19 protein-coding genes and 1 riboswitch are annotated in these 19492 nt (G+C 61.8%); of the genes, 10 read left to right on the forward strand and 9 right to left on the reverse strand.

The genetic code is table 11. The annotated features are described in order from the left end of the window. Positions 1-81: 81 nt before the first annotated feature. Complete coding sequence (locus B9N88_RS21590; RefSeq protein WP_027606047.1) at positions 82-1269, forward strand: murein transglycosylase A; 1188 nt, start codon at positions 82-84, stop codon at positions 1267-1269. A gap of 47 nt (positions 1270-1316) precedes the next feature. Here B9N88_RS21590 and B9N88_RS21595 read toward each other — a convergent pair whose 3' ends face one another. After that, complete coding sequence (locus tag B9N88_RS21595) at positions 1317-1703, reverse strand: MAPEG family protein (protein ID WP_027606048.1); 387 nt, start codon at positions 1701-1703, stop codon at positions 1317-1319. Between the two features lie 192 nt (positions 1704-1895). On the opposite strand from B9N88_RS21595, the gene B9N88_RS21600 reads away from it, so the two are divergent. Then, on the forward strand, positions 1896-3155 hold the full coding sequence (locus tag B9N88_RS21600; RefSeq protein WP_027606049.1) for a cation:proton antiporter: 1260 nt from the start codon (positions 1896-1898) through the stop codon (positions 3153-3155). Here the strand turns inward: B9N88_RS21600 and B9N88_RS21605 are convergent. After that, the gene (locus B9N88_RS21605) at positions 3149-4036 is read right to left on the reverse strand and encodes a formate/nitrite transporter family protein (protein WP_027606050.1); all 888 of its coding nucleotides are present in this window, start codon (positions 4034-4036) and stop codon (positions 3149-3151) included. The genes B9N88_RS21600 and B9N88_RS21605 overlap by 7 nt on opposite strands. A gap of 76 nt (positions 4037-4112) precedes the next feature. Next, complete coding sequence (locus B9N88_RS21610; RefSeq protein WP_027606051.1) at positions 4113-4517, reverse strand: acyl-CoA thioesterase; 405 nt, start codon at positions 4515-4517, stop codon at positions 4113-4115. Positions 4518-4716: 199 nt separating this feature from the next. After that, positions 4717-4823: riboswitch (S-adenosyl-L-homocysteine riboswitch) on the forward strand. A 21-nt stretch (positions 4824-4844) separates the two neighbouring features. Between B9N88_RS21610 and ahcY the strand changes: the two genes are divergently transcribed. The 5 genes from ahcY to B9N88_RS21635 all read left to right on the forward strand — a co-directional run bounded on the left by ahcY (position 4845) and on the right by B9N88_RS21635 (position 11299). Next, positions 4845-6254, forward strand: coding sequence for an adenosylhomocysteinase (ahcY, locus tag B9N88_RS21615; protein WP_027606052.1), 1410 nt, complete (start codon positions 4845-4847; stop codon positions 6252-6254). Between the two features lie 70 nt (positions 6255-6324). Then, positions 6325-7170, forward strand: a complete 846-nt coding sequence (gene metF, locus B9N88_RS21620) for a methylenetetrahydrofolate reductase [NAD(P)H] (protein WP_027606053.1) — start codon at positions 6325-6327, stop codon at positions 7168-7170. 83 nt (positions 7171-7253) lie between these two features. After that, the gene (locus B9N88_RS21625) at positions 7254-8336 is read left to right on the forward strand and encodes a hypothetical protein (protein ID WP_027606054.1); all 1083 of its coding nucleotides are present in this window, start codon (positions 7254-7256) and stop codon (positions 8334-8336) included. Positions 8337-8399: 63 nt separating this feature from the next. Next, positions 8400-9191: a substrate-binding periplasmic protein gene (locus tag B9N88_RS21630; protein ID WP_027606055.1), complete on the forward strand. Its 792-nt coding sequence runs from the start codon at positions 8400-8402 to the stop codon at positions 9189-9191. Between the two features lie 221 nt (positions 9192-9412). Continuing rightward, a complete protein-coding gene (locus B9N88_RS21635) occupies positions 9413-11299 on the forward strand; it encodes a DEAD/DEAH box helicase (RefSeq protein WP_027606056.1) in 1887 nt (628 codons plus the stop codon). Between the two features lie 285 nt (positions 11300-11584). Here B9N88_RS21635 and B9N88_RS21640 read toward each other — a convergent pair whose 3' ends face one another. After that, positions 11585-12163 carry a YceI family protein gene (locus B9N88_RS21640; protein WP_027606057.1) on the reverse strand — a complete coding sequence of 193 codons (579 nt, stop codon included), beginning with the start codon at positions 12161-12163 and terminating at the stop codon, positions 11585-11587. Between the two features lie 32 nt (positions 12164-12195). Beyond that, positions 12196-12747, reverse strand: a complete 552-nt coding sequence (locus B9N88_RS21645) for a cytochrome b (protein WP_027606058.1) — start codon at positions 12745-12747, stop codon at positions 12196-12198. 273 nt (positions 12748-13020) lie between these two features. On the opposite strand from B9N88_RS21645, the gene B9N88_RS21650 reads away from it, so the two are divergent. Continuing rightward, the gene (locus B9N88_RS21650; protein ID WP_027606059.1) at positions 13021-14427 is read left to right on the forward strand and encodes an adenosylmethionine--8-amino-7-oxononanoate transaminase; all 1407 of its coding nucleotides are present in this window, start codon (positions 13021-13023) and stop codon (positions 14425-14427) included. A gap of 37 nt (positions 14428-14464) precedes the next feature. Beyond that, entirely contained in the window at positions 14465-15184 is a 720-nt protein-coding gene (locus tag B9N88_RS21655) for a 16S rRNA (uracil(1498)-N(3))-methyltransferase (RefSeq protein ID WP_027606060.1), read from the forward strand. Between the two features lie 15 nt (positions 15185-15199). Here B9N88_RS21655 and B9N88_RS21660 read toward each other — a convergent pair whose 3' ends face one another. From B9N88_RS21660 to B9N88_RS21670, 3 genes are read right to left on the reverse strand one after another with little or no spacing between them, the layout of a single operon-like run. After that, positions 15200-16099, reverse strand: coding sequence for a transporter substrate-binding domain-containing protein (locus B9N88_RS21660; protein WP_027606061.1), 900 nt, complete (start codon positions 16097-16099; stop codon positions 15200-15202). A gap of 25 nt (positions 16100-16124) precedes the next feature. Next, entirely contained in the window at positions 16125-16475 is a 351-nt protein-coding gene (locus B9N88_RS21665) for a RidA family protein (protein WP_027606062.1), read from the reverse strand. A gap of 10 nt (positions 16476-16485) precedes the next feature. Further along, complete coding sequence (locus tag B9N88_RS21670; protein ID WP_027606063.1) at positions 16486-17733, reverse strand: D-amino acid dehydrogenase; 1248 nt, start codon at positions 17731-17733, stop codon at positions 16486-16488. 108 nt (positions 17734-17841) lie between these two features. Between B9N88_RS21670 and B9N88_RS21675 the strand changes: the two genes are divergently transcribed. Beyond that, positions 17842-18744 carry a LysR family transcriptional regulator gene (locus tag B9N88_RS21675; protein ID WP_027606064.1) on the forward strand — a complete coding sequence of 301 codons (903 nt, stop codon included), beginning with the start codon at positions 17842-17844 and terminating at the stop codon, positions 18742-18744. Here B9N88_RS21675 and B9N88_RS21680 read toward each other — a convergent pair. Continuing rightward, positions 18739-19356 (reverse strand): PAQR family membrane homeostasis protein TrhA, encoded by a 618-nt coding sequence (locus B9N88_RS21680; protein WP_027606065.1) that lies wholly within the window; start codon positions 19354-19356, stop codon positions 18739-18741. The two genes, B9N88_RS21675 and B9N88_RS21680, sit on opposite strands and share 6 nt — an antisense overlap. Positions 19357-19492 lie beyond the last annotated feature (136 nt).

A 19492-nucleotide genomic window follows, 5' to 3' on the forward strand; every position in this document is an offset into this window, starting at 1 on the left:
CGTAAAGACCAATAGCCCTATTAATAATAAGGGTTGTCCACAGGCGCTAAGGCGCGGGCAATCGCTTCAGGAACCGTTTGTATGAATCTCACATTGAAACACTTGAGCCGCCGTCTGGCATGGGCTCTGCCGATGATTGCACTGCTGGCAGGCTGTGACGCGGGCAAGGACAGCGGTAAAGACACGGCTAAAGAAGAAGCTGCCAAGCCCCACGCCGTCGCCACCTATGTAAGCGCTCCCTGGGAGGCGTTGCCCGCCGTGTCCGACAGCGACCTGCTGGCCGGCTTCGAATCCTGGCGCAGCGCCTGCCAACGCCTCAAGGCCGACCCTATATGGGGGGCCACCTGCGCAGCAGCGGGTCCCGTGCCAGCCGATGCCGTGGCGGTGCGCGGTTTTCTCAAGGAGCGCCTGGACGTGTTCGGCCTGCGTTCGGCCGACAACACCCCCAACGGCTTGATCACCGGCTACTACGAGCCGGTCTACCCCGGCAGCCTGACCAAGACCGCCGCCGCCCATGTTCCCGTGTATGGCGTACCGGATGACCTGATCATCGTCAATCTGGAAAGCATCTACCCGGAACTCAAGGGCAAGCGCCTGCGCGGCCGCCTCGAAGGGCGCGTGCTCAAGCCCTATGACGATGCCAGCGCCATCAACGGCCAGGGCTCCACCGCCAAGCCGATTGCCTGGCTGACCAACCCGATGGACCTGCAATTCCTGCAGATCCAGGGCTCGGGGCGCATTCAACTCAAGGGCGGTCGCCAGCTACGCGTCGGTTACGGCGACCAGAACGGCTACCCCTATCGCCCTATCGGCCGTTGGCTGGTGGAGCAAGGCGAACTGAAGAAAGAAGACGTGACCATGGGCGCCATCAGCGCTTGGGCCAAGGCGCACCCGGAGCGCATCCCGGAACTGCTGGCCAGCAATCCCAGCTACGTATTCTTCAGCGCTCGCCCCGACAGTAATGAAGGCCCGCGCGGTTCGCTGAATGTGCCGTTGACCGCCGGCTACAGCGTAGCGGTGGATCGCAAGGTGATTCCGTTGGGCAGCCTGTTGTGGCTGTCGACTACCAAGCCCGACGGCTCGCCATTGGCACGCCCGGTCGCCGCGCAGGACACCGGCGGTGCAATCACCGGAGAAGTGCGCGCGGATTTGTTCTGGGGCACGGGTGACGCTGCCGGAGAGCTGGCGGGAAATATGAAGCAGCAAGGGCAGATCTGGATGCTGTGGCCCAAGGGCGCGGCGTTGCCGCAGGTGCCGGAGACGCTCTAGTTCAAATGTGGGAGGGGTGCCCCCCACAACTGGATCTGCGTCACAAGTCAGATCGACACGAAGAAGAAGCTCGCAATCAACGCCATGCCCACCGCCCACACCAGCGAGCGCAGTATCGCCCAGTCGGCCAGGTAGCAAATGATGTACAGCAGGCGGCTGGTGATAAACAGCACCGCCAGCACATTGATGGTCACCAGTGCGGCCGTGCCGGCCAGGTGGGCGATAATCACCGCGGCGGCAAAGGCGGGGGTGACTTCAAAGCTGTTGAGCTGCGCACTGTGGGCGCGCTTGGCAACCCCTTCAAGGGTATCCAGGAAAGCACGCGGGTCGTGGTTCTGCCGCGGCCCGAACTTGCCGCCACTGAACTTGGCCACGCCCGTGCACAGGTAAGGCAGGAAAATCGCGATCAACACACACCAGAAAGCAGCCGTCATCACTCAGTCCTTTTGTCGTTTTATGCAGCGATTAGAGTTCTAGCACTAAAAACCCGATATCGCACCTAACCGCTATGAGCCGCGCGACACCGAAAGGTTCTACCGCACTTTCACCCAAGACGTTGCAACCTCACGCCGCCACTGCGGTCCATCCCCCATTAACAACCCACCCCCACCTTCCAAGGACCCCGGATGCTTGAACTTGTCGCCGCCTTTATTTGCCTCACAACCCTGCTCACCTATGTGAACTTCCGCTTTATCGGCCTGCCGCCCACCATCGGCGTGATGGTCACGGCCCTGCTGTTCTCCCTGATCCTGCAAGGCCTGAGCGTGCTCGGCTACCCAGGCCTTGAGGAGCGCATCCAGCAATTGATCGGCCAGATCGACTTCGGCGACCTGCTGATGAACTGGATGCTGTCGTTCCTGCTGTTCGCCGGCGCCTTGCACGTCAACTTGAACGACCTGCGCAGCTACCGCTGGCCCATCGGCCTGCTGGCCACCTTCGGCGTATTGATCGCCACCGTGGTGATCGGCAGCCTGGCGTATTACATCTTCGCCCTGTTTGGCTGGCACGTGAGCTTCCTTTACTGCCTGTTGTTCGGCGCACTGATCTCGCCCACCGACCCCATTGCGGTACTGGGCGTGCTGCGAACCGCCAATGCGTCGAAACCGCTGAAGACCACGATTGTGGGCGAGAGCCTGTTCAACGACGGCACGGCAGTGGTGGTGTTTACCGTATTGCTGGGCATCGCGCAGTTGGGCGAGACGCCTACCGTGGGCGCCACGGCCTTGCTGTTCGCCCATGAGGCAATTGGCGGCGTGGTCTTCGGCGGGCTCATCGGCTACCTGGTGTACCTGATGATCAAGAGCATCGAACAGCACCAGATCGAAGTGATGCTGACCCTCGCCCTGGTCATCGGCGGCTCGGCGATGGCCACCGAACTGCACGTCTCCGCACCGATCGCGATGGTGGTGGCCGGGCTGATCATCGGCAACCTGGGGCGCAAGCTGGCGATGAACGACATGACCCGGCGCTACCTGGACGGCTTCTGGGAACTGCTGGACGACATGCTTAACGCGCTGCTGTTCGCGCTGATCGGCATGGAGCTGCTGCTGTTGCCGTTCAACTGGCTGCACGTGTTCGCGGCCAGTTTGCTGGCGGTGGCGATCCTGCTGTCGCGCCTGCTGACCGTGGCCCCGGCGATCCTGTTGCTGCGCCGCTGGCGCACAGTGCCGCGCGGCACCATCCGTATCCTGACCTGGGGCGGCCTGCGCGGCGGGGTCTCGGTGGCACTGGCGCTGGCCCTGCCACTGGGCCCGGAGCGCGATCTGCTGCTGAGCATCACCTACATCGTGGTGCTGTCGTCGATCCTGTTGCAGGGGCTGAGCATCGGCAAGCTGGTCAAGCGCGTGACCCAGGGCGAACCCCAGGCCGCACCTGACGTTCACTGATCCTTGTTGATCCGCTGCGGATGCCTCGGGTCCGCAGCGTGCTTGCCCGGCAAGCTACTCTCGCTGCGAATCTGCGCATGACTGATCAACGCAAAGATAAAGCTGCCACCGATGATATTGCCGGCCAGGGTTGGGCCAGCAAATACCAGCCAGAAATCCTTCCACGGCAACTCGCCGGCAAACACCAGGTATGACACTTCCGCCGAACCCACCACGATATGGGTGAAATCCCCCAGGGCCATCAGGTAGGTGATCAGAATGATGATCCACATCTTGGCGCTTTCCATCGACGGGATCATCCACACCATGGTCGCGATCATCCAACCGGAGACGATGCCCTTGGCAAACATCTGGCCGGCGTCGTTTTCCATGATCTTGCGCCCGATTTCGAGGAAGGCCAGGTCGGTCTTGGTGTCGAAGATCGGCAGGTGCAGCATCACGTAGGCCACCAGCAGCGTGCCGCAGAGGTTGCCCACCAGCACCACCGACCACAACCGCAACAGGCGTCCGGCATTAGCCAGGGTCGGCTTGCTCATCACCGGCAGCACGGCGGTCAGGGTGTTTTCAGTGAACAGTTGCTGGCGCGCCAGGATCACCGCGAGAAAGCCTGCGCAGTAGCCGAAGCTGGCGATCACCTTGAAGGCCTCTCCGTCCGGAAGGCGTGAATTGAGCAGCCCCATGGCCATCAATGACAGGCCCATGGTCAGGCCGGCCGCAAGTGCCGACCACCACAAGGCGGCGACGCTTCGCTCCAGCTCCTGATCGCCCTGGGTGCGGATAATTTCATGCAGCACCGCCGCGCGGGGCGGCTGGTTCTTGTCGACGTCCTGCTGCTCTTCCTGGGACAGGTTGGGGGTCTTGCCGTCTTCTTGCGTGGCCATGGTGATACCTGAACGGGGGGCGATGTTCAGGTACGACCTATGGTTGATCAAGAGCGTTCACTGGCCCGGCGCAGGTTTACTCGCTGATGCCGTCGTCCTGGAACTGATCCTTGACGTACTTGATCTCGGTACGACCATGCGGTGCCGGCAAACCGTCTTCGCCGAGGTTGACGAAGACCATCTTCTCTACAGTCAGGATGCTTTTGCGGGTGATCTTGTTACGCACTTCACAGGTGAGGGTGATGGAGGTGCGGCCAAACTCGGTAGCAGTGATCCCGAGTTCGATGATGTCGCCCTGGCGCGAGGCGCTGACAAAGTTGATTTCGGAGATGTACTTGGTCACAACACGCTGGTTGCCCAGTTGGACGATGGCGTAGATGGCTGCTTCTTCGTCGATCCAACGCAGCAGGCTACCGCCGAACAGGGTGCCGTTGGGGTTGAGGTCTTCAGGTTTTACCCATTTGCGGGTGTGGAAGTTCATGGTCACTCCAAAGCGTCTTGCCGAATGATGGGCAACATCATGGCAGAGCCTGCCCCCAAGCTCTATGCGCCATTGCCTATCAACCCCATGTGCGATCTTCATATGGCCGACAGAAAGGCTTGGGAAGTGCCGCGTACACGGCTATAATCGCCCCCGCTTCAAAACGGTCATCTTCAGTTGATACCGTTTCTCCCGCCACCTGTCCGAGGGGCGCTGCAGCAGGTTCAACCTGTCAGGCTCGGATGGGGCGTTGTCCGGCCTGGTTGCCCTGGCCTGATACTAAACGCACAACGGCGCCCATTCGCACACTACGAATGGAGGCTCTTCATGAGCGCTGTAATTACGCCTGCAGATTTCAACGACTACAAAGTCGCCGACATGTCCCTCGCTGCCTGGGGCCGTCGCGAAACCTTTATCGCCGAATCCGAAATGCCAGCCCTGATGGGCCTGCGTCGCAAGTATGCCGCCGAGCAACCGCTCAAGGGCGCGAAGATCCTCGGCTGCATCCACATGACCATCCAGACTGCCGTGCTGATCGAAACCCTGGTTGCCCTGGGTGCCGAAGTGCGTTGGTCGTCCTGCAACATCTTCTCGACGCAAGACCAGGCCGCTGCCGCCATCGCCGCTGCCGGTATCCCGGTATTCGCCTGGAAAGGCGAGACCGAAGAAGAGTACGAGTGGTGCCTGGAGCAAACCATCCTTAAAGATGGCGCGCCTTGGGATGCCAACATGATCCTCGACGACGGCGGCGACCTGACCGAGCTGCTGCACAAGAAGTACCCGCAGATCCTCGACCGCGTCCACGGCGTGACCGAAGAAACCACCACCGGCGTACACCGCCTGCTGGACATGCTGGCCAAGGGCGAGCTCAAAATCCCGGCCATCAACGTCAACGACTCGGTGACCAAGAGCAAGAACGACAACAAGTACGGCTGCCGTCACAGCCTGAACGATGCCATCAAGCGCGGCACCGACCACCTGCTGTCGGGCAAGCAAGCCCTGGTGATCGGCTACGGTGACGTGGGCAAGGGTTCGTCCCAGTCCCTGCGCCAGGAAGGCATGATCGTTAAAGTCTCCGAAGTCGACCCGATCTGCGCCATGCAAGCCTGCATGGACGGTTTCGAAGTGGTTTCGCCGTTCATCGATGGCGTCAATGACGGCACCGAAGCCAGCATCGACAAGGCCCTGCTGGGCAAGATCGACCTGATCGTGACCACCACCGGTAACGTCAACGTCTGCGATGCCAACATGCTCAAGGCCCTGAAGAAGCGCGCCGTGGTGTGCAACATCGGTCACTTCGACAACGAGATCGACACCGCTTTCATGCGCAAGAACTGGGCATGGGAAGAAGTGAAGCCGCAGGTACACAAGGTTCACCGTACCGGCGCTGGCGATTTCGACCCACAGAACGACGACTACCTGATCCTGCTGGCTGAAGGCCGCCTGGTTAACCTGGGCAACGCCACCGGCCACCCAAGCCGCATCATGGACGGCTCGTTCGCCAACCAGGTACTGGCCCAGATCTTCCTGTTCGGCCAGAAATACGCCGACCTGTCGCCAGCCCAGAAAGCCGAGCGCCTGACCGTGGAAGTACTGCCGAAGAAACTCGACGAAGAAGTGGCCCTGGAAATGGTCCGCGGCTTCGGCGGCGTGGTGACTCAGCTGACCAAGACCCAGGCCGACTACATCGGCGTGACCGTCGAAGGTCCGTTCAAGCCGCACGCTTACCGCTACTGATCGGCTTGGCTGCCCGCCCCTTCAGGGGCGGGTTCGCCTTACAGGCTTTCGAGTTCCCAAGGGTATGACCATGTCCCAAGACCGTCGCTACAGCTTCGAGTTCTTCCCCACCAAGACCGATGCTGGGCATGAAAAACTAATGGCGACTGCCAAGCAGTTGGCCACTTACCACCCCGATTTCTTCTCCTGCACCTACGGCGCCGGCGGCTCGACCCGCGATCGTACGATCAACACCGTGTTGCAGCTTGAAAGCGAAGTCAACATTCCCGCCGCTCCGCATTTGTCCTGCGTGGGCGACAGCAAGGCCGACCTGCGCAGCCTGCTCACTCAATACAAGGCCGCCGGAATCAAGCGCATCGTTGCCCTGCGTGGCGACTTGCCGTCCGGTATGGGCATGGCCAGCGGTGAGCTGCGCTACGCCAATGACCTGGTGAGCTTCATTCGTGAAGAAAGCGGCGATCACTTCCATATCGAAGTGGCCGCTTACCCGGAGATGCACCCCCAGGCGCGCCATTTCGAAGACGATCTGCAGAATTTCGTACGCAAAGCCAACGCCGGCGCCGACAGCGCGATCACCCAGTACTTCTTCAACGCCGACAGCTACTTCTACTTCGTCGAGCGTGTACGCGCCATGGGCGTGAACATCCCGATCGTGCCGGGCATCATGCCGATCACCAACTACAGCAAGCTGGCGCGCTTCTCCGACGCCTGCGGTGCTGAGATCCCACGTTGGGTGCGCAAGCAACTGGAAGCCTATGGCGACGACGTCAAGAGCATCCAGGCGTTCGGCGAACAGGTGATCAGCAATATGTGTGAAGAATTGTTGCAAGGTGGCGCACCAGGCCTGCACTTCTATACCCTGAACCAGGCTGAACCCAGCCTCGCGATCTGGAACAACCTTAAACTGCCACGTTAGGCCGGTTTAATCGCTGTACCCGGCCCTCGTTATTACGGGGGTTTTTTTCGTCTATATATCCCCGGAAAGGAAGCCTGCAGTACATGAATACAGCGTCCCCGACTCCCCGCCCGCAGCTGGTGTACCTGGTATTCGGCGCCGAGACCTATCATCAGGAAGCCGTATTCAGCATCGCCAGCGCCCTGGCCCACCTGGGCGGTCCCCAGGGCATGCCATTGGACATCCAGGTGTTCAGCGACAATCCGGCCCCCTATCGCGGCTTGCCGGTACAGGTTCACACCCTGGACGACGCCACGCGCAGACGCTGGAGCGAGCCCCACGGCTACCATTTCCGCACCAAGCACGTGCTGTTGCGCCAGGTGCTGGAAACAGCGGAACGGGCGCTGTTGATCGACACCGATACCTTTTTTCACGACTCGCCCATGGCGCTGTTCGAACGTGTCGCGCCCGGCACCGTGCTGTGCAATGCCTTCCACGCCAAGTACGGCGACAACCGCGAAAGCGTACTGTATGAAGCCCTGGCCAGGCACCTTGCAGACAAAGGCCTGGCCGACGACGACATGTGGCTGCTCAACTCCGGCGTCATGGGCCTGACCCGGCAAGATGCGCACATCCTTGATCGCTCGATCGAGTTGATGGACGAGCTGTTCCCGATGGCCCACGGTGCCTACACCCTGGAAGAGTTCTGCCTGTCGGTGGCCGCGTACCGTACGCTCAATGTGCGCCAGTGCCCCGACCTGATCCACCACTACTGGAGCCGCAAGCAGTTGTTCCGGGCCAAGGTCAAGGCGTGGGTCACCAAGCACGCCGCGGACCCCATCTGCGCCCAGGCCCTGGCCGACACCCGCAATGTGTCTGCCCACCTGCCCCGCCCGCCGCGATTGCAACGCTTGATGTACAAGCTGATCACCCTGGCCTTGCCCAAACGCAAGCAGCAGTTCATCCGCGAAATTCTCTACGGCTGCTACGAGCACGAAAATGAATTCGACCAGGCCTGTGGCCCGGTTTGGTGGGACAAGGCTTTGCAGAATCAGGAAGAGCGGCAAAAAAGCCCGGTCGATGCGCACCAGCTCGAACATTGGTTCGCCAACCCAGTGGTGCGCCTGATTCTGGGCGAGCGACGTGCAGCCATCTATGAGCACCTGATGACCTCACCCACAAAATAGCGTCGCCCGCAGATGCGTGTGCCAGCGCTTCTCTTTAGCGCACGGGCGTCGTAACCTCGGGGCATGCCCGTCACTCTGAAGCTGTTGACCGTTGCGCTTTTTACTTGCTTGAGCCTCGCCGCTTATGGCGAGAAATTGCGCATTGTCACCGAGCCCTGGGCGCCTTATGTGTACGAAGAGCACGGCGCCATGCACGGGCTGGACTACGAAACCACGGTGATCGTGTTCCAGCGCCTGGGGGTCGAGGTGCAATGGCAGTTCCTGCCCTGGAAGCGCTGTCTGGCCATGCTCGATCAGGGTCATGCCGATGGCGCACTGGATATTTTCCACAGCCACGAACGCGACGCCCTGCTGCTGTACCCCAGCGAACCGTTGTCGGAAGTGGAATTCGTGATGTTCTACGCCAACGAACGCCCTCATCCGGTCCAAGGCCTCGACGAGTTGGACGGCCTCACTGTCGGCACCTCGCCAGGCTACCTGTACGGCGCGCCATTCAGCGACTCCACCCGGTTCAGCCGCGAGCCGGCCCCCAGCCACGAGGCCAACTTCGGTAAATTGCTGCTGGGACGCATCGACCTGCTGATCACCGACCGCCGGGTCGGCCAGCATGTGATCAAGGCCCTGGGCCTGGAAGGCAAGGTCAGCCAGGCGCCCATTGTGGTCAGCCGCCAGCAGCAATACCTCGCCGTACGCCGTGGCGCGGGGATGGACCTGCTGGTACAACGCTTTGCCGCCGAGCTCAAGCGCTTCAAACAGGAACCGGCCTACGCCGCTTTAAGCGCCAAATATGGTGGAATCCACGCCATAACCGCGTCCGGACACACCGTTGAGCAGCAGGAAAGCGGCGCACAGTGATTGCTCTGTTATACTCCGGCCTTTCCGCCAGGCTTACGCCCGGCCGCTGAGGTCCTGAAAAAGGCACCCAACCCCGCTACTGCGCAGCTTTCAGCCCGCGCGAGCCGGTGGAGTGCCCGCCAGACGCAGCAGGACCGGACGGGATTGCGCTCCCCTAAGCGCCATTCACGCCCGGCAAGATTATCCCTCTGGGCCAAGCCCTAACTAAAACAGGATTACTCATGTCCTTTGCTTCCCTCGGTCTCTCCGAGGCTTTAGTCCGCGCCATCGAGGCAGCGGGCTATACCGAGCCTACTCCGGTGCAACAGCGGGCTATTCCCGCCGTGTTGCAAGGTCGCGACCTGATGGTTGCGGCTCAGACAGGTACGGGTAAAACCGGCGGCTTCGCCCTCCCGATTCTGGAGCGGTTGTTCCCCAACGGTCATCCGGACAAATCCCAGCGTCACGGCCCGCGCCAACCGCGCGTACTGGTCCTGACCCCTACCCGCGAACTCGCCGCCCAGGTGCACGACAGCTTCAAGCTGTATGCCCGCGACCTGAAGTTCGTCAGCGCCTGCATCTTCGGCGGCGTCGGCATGAACCCACAGGTTCAGGCCATGTCCCGTGGTGTTGACGTGCTGGTGGCGTGCCCCGGTCGTTTGCTCGACCTGTGCGGCCAAGGCAGCGTCGATTTGTCCCACGTGGAAATCCTCGTGCTGGACGAAGCCGACCGCATGCTCGACATGGGCTTTGTCCATGACGTGAAGAAGGTCCTCGCCCGCCTGCCGGCCAAACGTCAGAACCTGCTGTTCTCGGCAACGTTCTCCAACGACATCACCGCCCTGGCCGGCAAGCTGCTGCACAACCCGGAGCGCATCGAGGTCACGCCGCCGAACACCACGGTCGAGCGTATCGAGCAACGCGTATTCCGCCTGGCCGCCAGCCACAAGCGTGCGCTGCTGGCCCACCTGATCACCGCCGGCGCGTGGGAACAGGTACTGGTGTTCACCCGCACCAAGCACGGCGCGAACCGCCTGGCCGAGTACCTGGACAAGCACGGCCTCACCGCCGTCGCCATCCACGGCAACAAGAGCCAGAACGCACGCACCAAGGCGCTGGCCGACTTCAAGGCCGGTGAAGTGCGCATCCTGGTGGCCACCGATATCGCCGCCCGTGGCCTGGACATCGACCAGTTGCCACACGTGGTCAACTTCGAGCTGCCAAACGTCGACGAAGACTACGTGCACCGTATCGGCCGTACCGGCCGTGCCGGTCGTTCGGGTGAAGCCATTTCCCTGGTTGCCCCGGACGAAGAGAAACTGCTGAAAAGCATCGAACGCATGACCAAGCAGAAAATCGCCGATGGCGACCTGATGGGCTTCGATGCCAGCGCCGTTGAGGCCGAAAAGCCTGAAGTGCGCGAACGTCCGGACGTGCGCAACCCACGTAACCCACGCGGTCCGAAGGGCGATGGCCCGAACGGCGGCGGTGGTGGCGGTGGTCGTCGCGACAAGGGCAAGGACAAGGGCGGCAAGGAAAAAGCGCCAACCAACGGCCGTGGCGAACGCCCGGCCCGTGAGCAGAAGCCCCGTGAAGGCACCCCGGCCCGCGAACAGCGCCAGCCGAGCCAGCCCCCACGCGCCGCAGCCGACCGCGCCCCGGACGAATTCCTCGACGACGACGTGGATAACTTCGGTAACCGCGTGGACTACGTGCCCCAGGCCAAACCGGCCCAGGGCCGCGGCCGTCGTCCAGGTGCTCCGGCACAGGGCGCAGGCGCCGGCGCTCCACGTGGCGGCCAGCCCCAGGGCGGTCGTCAGAACGGCCCGCGCAACAGCAGCGGCGGCACGACCGGCACTCCACCGGCCAAGCGCAGCGGCCCGCGTAACGGTGCACCGCGTGACGGCCAGGCGCGTCGCGAAGATTCGCGCAGCAACAACCGCCGCCCGGCCCGTGACGACCAGCCACGTTTGTCCGAGCCAGCCGTGCAGAACCCGCGCGGTGGCCCGGCGCCGAAGATCATCCACAAGGAGTCGAAAGCCGACCGCTTCCCGACACCCGAGCAGTTGGATCAACTGCCAGGCCGTCCGCGTGGTGAAAAACCAGCATTGCTGACCCGCAACCGCTGAGTTTCAAAGCGCCATGAAAAATGCCTCGCATCGAAAGATGCGGGGCATTTTTTATCTCCTCCCCACACGTTCCCTGGGATGAGCGAACTGGTTGTGGTGAGCGAGCTTGCTCGCGCTGGGCTGCGCAGCAGCCCCAACACCTGTCACCGTGTTCTGCCAGAAGAATCATGGTGTATCTGATTAGGGCCGCTTCGCGCCCCAGCGCGAGCAAGCTCGCTCACTACAGGAAATACAGGCCAAAAAAAACCGGATCCTGAGATCCGGTTTTTTGTGTGCGGACAGAAATTACTTCTGCTTGACGCCTTCCAGCGAGATGTCCAGGTCGACAGTCTGGGAAGTCGGGCCAGGGCCCTTGATGCCGAAGTCGTTCAGGTTCAGCGTGGTCTTGGCGTTGAAGCCGGCACGTTCGCCGCCCCATGGATCCTTGCCTTCACCGTTGAACGTGGCCTTGAAGGTCACAGGCTTGGTCACGCCGTGGAAGGTCAGGTCGCCGGTCACATCAGCGGTTTTCTCGCCGGTGGATTTAACCGCAGTGGAGACGAACTTGGCATCGGCGAACTTGCCGACATCCAGGAAGTCCTTGCTGGCGATGTGCTTGTCACGTTCGGCGTGGTTGGACCACAGGCTGGCGGTTTTCACGTCGACCGCGATTTTGCTGGCTTCAGGCTTGGCGGCATCCCAGCTGAACGTACCATCCCAGTCCTTGAAGGTACCGTGGATGTAGCTGTAGCCCAGGTGGCTGATTTTCCAGTCGATGAAGGCGTGCTGGCCTTCCTTGTCGATCTTGTAGTCGGCAGCCATCACCTGACCTGCAGACAGCAGCGCTGTACCGATTGCCAGAGCGGCGAGGGTCTTTTTCAACATGCTTTCTATTCCTTGTGAGTCGAGGTTGAACATCAGGCTTTGCGCCCCAGCATTCGCGTGAGGGTCGCATCACGATCGATAAAGTGGTGTTTCAACGCAGCCACGCCGTGCAGGCCGGCGAAGACTACCAACACCCAGGCGAGGTACAGGTGCACCACGCCGGCTGTGTCTGCCTGGTCCGGTAGACCGGAAACCACGGCAGGAATTTCGAACAGGCCAAACACCGGGATACCGACACCGTCTGCGGTGGAAATCAGGTAACCGGCGATCATCACGGCAAACAGCCCGAGATAAAGGAACGCGTGGCCAAACGCGGCACCGATACGGGTCAAGCGGCTGTAACTGGCCAGCGGCGGAGGCGGCGGGCTGATCAGGCGCCAGACAATACGCACCAGCATGATGGCGAACAGCGTGATGCCGATGCTCTTGTGCAGGTCCGGTGCGTCCTTGCGCCAGGCGCTGTAGTAGTCCAGACCCACCATCCACAAGCCCAGGGCGAACAGGCCGAACACCACCAGGGCCACGCCCCAGTGCAAAACCATACTGACCCAGCCATAACGGGCCGGTGAGTTACGTAGCTGCATGTACTTAATCCCGTAAGAGCTGCGCCCAAGACTAGCGATTTACCTATCGAATTAAAGCGGAAAATTTCGCTTTGAAATATCGAGAAATATGATCTTGAGGGTATGAACAGTAAATTAACCAAGGATTAAGGACTATCCAGAAGAAACGTGACAGTCCGTCCTGTGTTTACTGCCAATTCATGCGTTATGGGTTGTGACACCGCCGCCCATTGCATAGGCTTGCGCGATTGTTTTACCTGCGCCGCTCGCAGGACCGCTTCGAGGAGATCACCGATGGGCTTGAACAACCAGTGGATGCAACGCGACCTCGCGGTGCTGTGGCATCCCTGCACCCAGATGAAAGACCACCAGCAACTGCCGCTGATCCCGATCAAGCGCGGTGAAGGCGTCTGGCTGGAAGACTTCGAAGGCAAGCGCTACCTCGACGCCGTCAGCTCCTGGTGGGTCAACGTCTTCGGCCACGCCAACCCGCGCATCAACCAGCGCATCAAGGACCAGGTCGACCAGCTGGAACACGTGATCCTCGCCGGTTTCAGCCACCAGCCGGTGATCGAGCTGTCCGAGCGCCTGATCAAGATGACCCCCGAGGGCCTGACCCGCTGCTTCTATGCCGATAACGGTTCGTCGTGCATTGAAGTCGCGCTGAAGATGAGCTTTCACTATTGGCTCAACCGTGGCCTGCCAAACAAAAAACGCTTCGTCACCCTGACCAACAGCTACCACGGCGAAACCATCGCCGCGATGTCGGTGGGCGACGTGCCGCTGTTTACCGAGACCTACAAGGCGCTGCTGCTGGACACCCTCAAGGTGCCGAGCCCGGATTGCTACCTGCGCCCCGAGGGCATGAGCTGGGAAGAACACTCGCGCACGATGTTCCTGGCCATGGAACAGACCCTGGCCGAGCACCACGACACCGTCGCCGCCGTGATCGTCGAGCCGCTGATCCAGGGCGCCGGCGGCATGCGCATGTACCACCCGGTGTACCTCAAGCTGCTGCGCGAGGCCTGCGACCGCTATGGCGTGCACCTGATCCACGATGAAATCGCCGTGGGCTTCGGCCGCACCGGGACCCTGTTCGCCTGTGAACAGGCCGGCATCCGCCCGGACTTCCTGTGTTTGTCCAAGGCCCTGACCGGCGGCTACCTGCCGTTGGCCGCCGTGGTCACCACCGATGACGTCTACGACGCGTTCTACGACGACTACCCGACCCTGCGCGCCTTCCTGCACTCCCACAGCTACACCGGCAACCCGCTGGCGTGTGCGGCGGCCCTGGCGACCCTGGATATTTTCGAAGAAGACAACGTCATCGAAAACAACAAGGCCCTGGCCCGGCGCATGGCCACGGCAACGGCTCATCTGGTCGACCATCCGCATGTCTCGGAAGTACGCCAGACCGGCATGGTGCTGGCCATCGAGATGGTCCAGGACAAGGCCACCAAGACCGCTTACCCGTGGCAGGAGCGCCGTGGTCTCAAGGTGTTCGAACACGCCCTGGAACGCGGTGCGTTGTTGCGGCCGTTGGGCAGCGTGGTGTATTTCCTCCCGCCCTATGTGATTACACCGGAGCAGATCGACTTCCTCGCCGAAGTCGCCAGCGAAGGCATCGATATCGCCACCAACAGTAAAGTCAGCGTGGCGGTGCCGAAGGATTTCCACCCTGGTTTCCGCGATCCGGGTTGATTGCCGGCACACCTACACCTTTTTCCAGAGAACCGACATGAGACTGTCCCGCTTTTTCACCGACACCCCGCTGAGCCTCGGCGATCACGAACTGCCCGAAGCCCAGGCGCACTACATCAGCCGCGTGCTGCGCATGGGCGAAGGTGACGCCGTGCAATTGTTTGACGGCTCCGGCCAGGAATTCCTGGGCAGCCTGCTGGAAGTCGGGAAGAAACGCGTCACCGTGCAACTGACGGAAAGCTTCGCCGGCCAGGCCGAATCGCCGCTGCACATCCACCTCGGCCAGGGCCTGTCCCGGGGCGAACGCATGGACTGGGCGATCCAGAAAGCCACCGAGCTGGGCGTCAATGCCATCACGCCGATCTTCAGCGACCGCTGCGAAGTGCGCCTCAAGGACGAACGCGCCGACAAACGCCTGCTGCACTGGCGCCAGGTGGCGATCAGCGCGTGCGAGCAGTGCGGGCGTTCGACGGTACCGGTGATTCACCCGCCGTTGCTGCTGGCGGACTGGTTGAAGCAGGTCGAGGCGGACCTGAAACTGGTGCTGCACCCGGTGGCCGAGCCGCTGGTCAGCCATGCCAAACCTGCGAGCCTGGCGTTTCTGATCGGCCCGGAGGGCGGGCTGACCGACAACGAAGTCGACACCGCCCAAGGCGCTGGCTTCCACGCCGCCCGCCTCGGCCCGCGCGTGTTGCGCACCGAGACTGCGCCCGTCGTCGCGTTGGCGGTTGCCCAACAACTCTGGGGCGACTTCTAAATGTGGGAGGGGTGATCAGTCCACCGGATCGCTGATCGGCTTGGCAATGATCGCCTTCAACTCACTGGTCATCGGGAATTCCAGGTTCAAGCCCTTGGGCGGAATCGGCTGTTCAAACCAGCGCTGGTAAATCCCGTTGATCTCCCCCGAACGGTAAAGGTCGCCGAGGGTCTCGTTGACCACCGCAAGAAACTGCGGGTCATCCTTGCGCACCATGCAGCTGTAGATCTCCCGCGACTGCTCCTCGCCCACCACCACCCAGTTGTGTGGGTCCTTGGCCTTGGCACGTTCGCCGTAGAGCAATGCATCGTCCATATAGAACGCGGCCGCTCGGCCCGTCTCGAGCATCTTGAACGCCTCGCCGTGGTCCTTGGCGCTGATCACGAACATATTGCTCTTGTGCTCGGCGTTGTAGCTCTTTAGAAAACGCTCGTTGGTGGTGCCGGCGGTAGTCACCACGTTCTTGCCCGCCAGGTCGGCGAAGCCCTTGATGCCGCTGTCCTTAGCCGTCAGCAACTGGCCTTTCACGTAAATAAACCCGTAGGAAAATGCCACCTGCTTCTGCCGCTCGGCCGTGACTCCGGTGGAGCCGCACTCCAGGTCGACGGTGCCGTTCTGCACCAGCGGAATCCGCGTTTGAGAGGTCACCAGGTTGTACTTCACCTTCAGGTCAGCCACCCCGGTTTTCTGCTGGATACGCTCGACGATCTTGCTGGCCAGGTCCACCGAATAGCCCATCGGCTTACCGCTGTGATCCCCCACGTAGGAAAACGGCACCGACGCATCGCGATAGCCCAGGGTGATGGACTGGGTGCTGGCGATCTTGCCCAGCGTACCGTCCAGCGGCGCCTGGTTGGCATGGGCGTGTACTCCCAGCAAAAGGCCGATGCAGCCGGTCAACAGGATTTTTTTCATTGTTATTCTCCGTTGGTTTTTGACGTTATTTTCGTACCGCAATCACGCTGATTTCCACCAGCACGCTCGGCCGCGCCAGCTCCGCCTGCAGGGTGGTGCGCGTAGGCGCCATCCCGGGCGATAGCCAGGCGGCCCATACCTCATTCATCGGCGCGAAACCGCTGCCGATGTCTTTCAAGTAAATGGTCGCATTGAGCAAATGATCCTTGTCACTGCCGGCCTGGGCCAGCAGCGCATCGATCCTGGCCAGCACTTCGCGGGTCTGCGTCGCCACATCCTGGCCTTCGCCGGGCACCTGGCCCGAAAGGAATACCAGATCCTTGAACGTAACGGCGCCGGAAAGTCGGTCGTTGCTGCTGATTCGGTTGATGGTCATGGGTCAATCCTCACGCGGCGCGGGGCGCCAGGCCCTGCATATCTATGGAAGGTAGGTGGTGGCCGATCAGCTCGGCCAGCAATTGGCCGCTGCCGCACGCCAGGGTAAAGCCGAGGGCGCCGTGGCCCAGGTTCAGCCACAGGTTGCGATACACGCTGGGGCCAATCAGCGGCACACCGGTCGGGGTGGCGGGACGCATACCGGCCCATTCCACAGCATTGGCATAGTCGCCAGCCGTAGGAAATGTCTCGACCGCCTGGCGTTTCATCAGCGCCAGGCGCTTGGGCTCAAGGCTGGCGTCAAAGCCGACGATATCCACCATGGCCGCCACCCGCAGCTGTTCGCCGATACGCGCGTAGACCATCTTGCGGTCGTAGTCGGTGATGCTCACATTCGGCGCCTGATGCTGTGCGCCAATCGGCACGCTGAGGCTATAGCCCTTGAGTGGATACAGTGGCAGTGACACGCCGGGCAATGCCAACTCGGCGCTGCGATGGCCGGCCGCCAGCACCAGGTGTTCCACCGGCATCACTTCGTCGCCCAGCTCGATGGCTTGCACCGCGCCGTCGGCATGGCGAATCCTGGTGACCTTGCGCCCCAGCAGAAAGGTGCAGCGCCCCGACGCTTCAAGGCGTGCCGCCAGTTGTTGGCAGAAGGCATGACAGTCCGCCACTTCTTCATTGGGCGTATAGATACCACCGACAAACTCACCCGCCACCTGCGCCAGCGCCGGCTCCAGCCGTGCACAATCCAGCGCCGACAGCACCTGTTGTTGCAGGATGTCGGTGACCTTGCTGCGCGCACGCTCAAAGGTATCGGCATTGCGAAAGGTCACCAGCTTGCCGTTACGCCGCCAATTGAACGTGTCCAGGCGATCGTCGACGCGCCATTGCTGTAAGGTGTTTTGGCTCAGGCTCGCCAGGCGCAGCAAGTGCGCGGCGTTGCGCTTGTTCACCGAGCCACGGCAGGCGCCGATGAACGCGGCCATCCAGCGCCATTGTCGGGGATCCAGGCGTGGGCGCAGCTTCAGTGGCGAGTCACCGCGCAGCAACCAGCCAATCGCCTGTAGCGGCACTCCCGCATCCGCCAGCGGTGCGACGTAGCGGTAGGACAATTGCCCGCCATTGGCGAAGCTGGTTTCGCTGCCCACGGTGTCACGCGCGTCGATCACCGTCACTTCATGACCTGCACGTACCAACGCGTAGGCACTCGCCAGGCCGATAACGCCTCCACCAATGATGCAAACCTGCCTGGCCATTCAACACCCCCAGCCCTTGATCCAAGAAAGCCCAGGGTAGGTGCAGGTGACAGGCCGCCGACAATGAATAAAGATGGGGCACCTATAAACAAAGGTTATGGACCTGCCATGCGCTTGCGTCATATCGAAATCTTCCAGGCCATCCGCCAGACCGGCTCCATCAGCGCCGCCGCGCAGTTGCTGCATGTCTCCCAACCAGCGGTGACCAAGGTGTTGCAACATGCCGAGTTACAATTGGGTTTCCCGCTGTTTTTGCGGGTACGCGGCAAATTGCAGCCCACGCCCGAAGCCCTGGCGCTGGAAAGTGAAGTCGAAAAAGTCACCGCGAGCCTGCAAGGCGTGCGGCGCCTGGCCAAGAGCCTGCGCCGCGCCCCGGGGCAAAGTGTACGGATTGGTGCAATCCCGGCATTGGCACTGTCGTTGCTGCCCCCGGCGATCCTGGAATGGAAGCGCGACTACCCGGACATCGCCTGCGAACTGTCCAGCGACCATAGCCGCGAGCTGGTGCAAAAACTGTTGATGCGCGAGATCGACCTGGCACTGACCCTCAGCTTCTCCGGCCATCCCGGGTTGACCACACAAGTGTTGGCCAACGGTGTGTTGGTGGCCCTGGCGTCGAAAAACTACTGGCCGGACGCTGAGCTGCATCAAGCCCTGCCCCTGGCAGACCTGGCGGGGGCACCGTTGATTGGCCTGTCCAGCGCCGACCCACTGGCGGCGAGGCTCGACAACTACCTGGAGAGCGTCGACCCGCCGCCTCGGGTGACGATATCGGTGCAAACCTATTCCCTGGCACGGGCGATGGTGGAGTCCGGCGCCGGATTGACGGTCATCGACCCCTTTACCGCCCTCGGCGCATCGACGGCGACCACCTGCATCCGCACGCTTACACCGCCGCTGCCGATCACCCTCTACGCCCTGACCCGTGCCGATGAACCGCCGCCGCATATGCTGGCCAATCTGCTACAGATCTTCGGCAACCGGGCTCGGGAGCTGCTGGAGCGCCTATAACACGTAGTGCATGATCGCCACGAAATGCAGCAGGCTGCCGCCGATCACAAACAAATGCCAGATCCCATGGGAATGCCGCAGGCGATCCTCCAGGGCAAAGAAGATGATGCCGACGGTGTACAGCACCCCGCCCGCCGCCAGCCAGATAAACCCGGCGGTGCCCAGCGCGGCGATCAGTGGCTTGACCGCCACCAGCACGATCCAGCCCATCACCGCGTAGATCACGATGGACAGGATGCGCGCCTCGGAGCGCGGCTTGATCTCCTGCAGGATGCCGATCACCGCCAGCCCCCACACGATGCCGAACAGCGTCCAGCCCCAAGGGCCTCTCAACGTCACCAGGCAAAACGGCGTGTAGCTGCCGGCGATCAGCAGGTAGATCGAAAAGTGATCGACCTTCTGCATGATCTCTTTTCGCCGCCCCTGTACGCTGTGGTACACGGTCGACGCGCTGTACAGCACCATCAGCGTAAAGCCATAAATCGCCACGCTGACGATCTTCCAGGGGCTGCCATCCAGGCTCGCCACCACCAACATCCACACGGCGCCAATACACGCCGCGACTGCACCGAGCAAATGGCTCCAGGCGTTGAATCGTTCCCCGTGATACATCTGTCACTGACCTCCTGTAGCCGCTGGAACTGGCTGGCAAGCGTCCAGCCTTGCGCATAAGAGTGCAAGCGACTTGTGACGTTCCGAGGACGCCGCCGGGTTTTGCGGGCACAATCGGACGCATTCGAACAAGAGC

The organism is Pseudomonas sp. LAMO17WK12:I1, assembly GCF_900177315.1.
Classification (GTDB): domain Bacteria; phylum Pseudomonadota; class Gammaproteobacteria; order Pseudomonadales; family Pseudomonadaceae; genus Aquipseudomonas; species Aquipseudomonas marginalis.

Coding starts and splice junctions, on each gene's coding strand:
- B9N88_RS21590 (WP_027606047.1), top strand. CDS start 82: ATGAATCTCACATTGAAACACTTGAGCCGCCGTCTGGCATGGGCTCTG.
- B9N88_RS21595 (WP_027606048.1), bottom strand. CDS start 1,703: ATGACGGCTGCTTTCTGGTGTGTGTTGATCGCGATTTTCCTGCCTTAC.
- B9N88_RS21600 (WP_027606049.1), top strand. CDS start 1,896: ATGCTTGAACTTGTCGCCGCCTTTATTTGCCTCACAACCCTGCTCACC.
- B9N88_RS21605 (WP_027606050.1), bottom strand. CDS start 4,036: ATGGCCACGCAAGAAGACGGCAAGACCCCCAACCTGTCCCAGGAAGAG.
- B9N88_RS21610 (WP_027606051.1), bottom strand. CDS start 4,517: ATGAACTTCCACACCCGCAAATGGGTAAAACCTGAAGACCTCAACCCC.
- ahcY (WP_027606052.1), top strand. CDS start 4,845: ATGAGCGCTGTAATTACGCCTGCAGATTTCAACGACTACAAAGTCGCC.
- metF (WP_027606053.1), top strand. CDS start 6,325: ATGTCCCAAGACCGTCGCTACAGCTTCGAGTTCTTCCCCACCAAGACC.
- B9N88_RS21625 (WP_027606054.1), top strand. CDS start 7,254: ATGAATACAGCGTCCCCGACTCCCCGCCCGCAGCTGGTGTACCTGGTA.
- B9N88_RS21630 (WP_027606055.1), top strand. CDS start 8,400: ATGCCCGTCACTCTGAAGCTGTTGACCGTTGCGCTTTTTACTTGCTTG.
- B9N88_RS21635 (WP_027606056.1), top strand. CDS start 9,413: ATGTCCTTTGCTTCCCTCGGTCTCTCCGAGGCTTTAGTCCGCGCCATC.
- B9N88_RS21640 (WP_027606057.1), bottom strand. CDS start 12,163: ATGTTGAAAAAGACCCTCGCCGCTCTGGCAATCGGTACAGCGCTGCTG.
- B9N88_RS21645 (WP_027606058.1), bottom strand. CDS start 12,747: ATGCAGCTACGTAACTCACCGGCCCGTTATGGCTGGGTCAGTATGGTT.
- B9N88_RS21650 (WP_027606059.1), top strand. CDS start 13,021: ATGGGCTTGAACAACCAGTGGATGCAACGCGACCTCGCGGTGCTGTGG.
- B9N88_RS21655 (WP_027606060.1), top strand. CDS start 14,465: ATGAGACTGTCCCGCTTTTTCACCGACACCCCGCTGAGCCTCGGCGAT.
- B9N88_RS21660 (WP_027606061.1), bottom strand. CDS start 16,099: ATGAAAAAAATCCTGTTGACCGGCTGCATCGGCCTTTTGCTGGGAGTA.
- B9N88_RS21665 (WP_027606062.1), bottom strand. CDS start 16,475: ATGACCATCAACCGAATCAGCAGCAACGACCGACTTTCCGGCGCCGTT.
- B9N88_RS21670 (WP_027606063.1), bottom strand. CDS start 17,733: ATGGCCAGGCAGGTTTGCATCATTGGTGGAGGCGTTATCGGCCTGGCG.
- B9N88_RS21675 (WP_027606064.1), top strand. CDS start 17,842: ATGCGCTTGCGTCATATCGAAATCTTCCAGGCCATCCGCCAGACCGGC.
- B9N88_RS21680 (WP_027606065.1), bottom strand. CDS start 19,356: ATGTATCACGGGGAACGATTCAACGCCTGGAGCCATTTGCTCGGTGCA.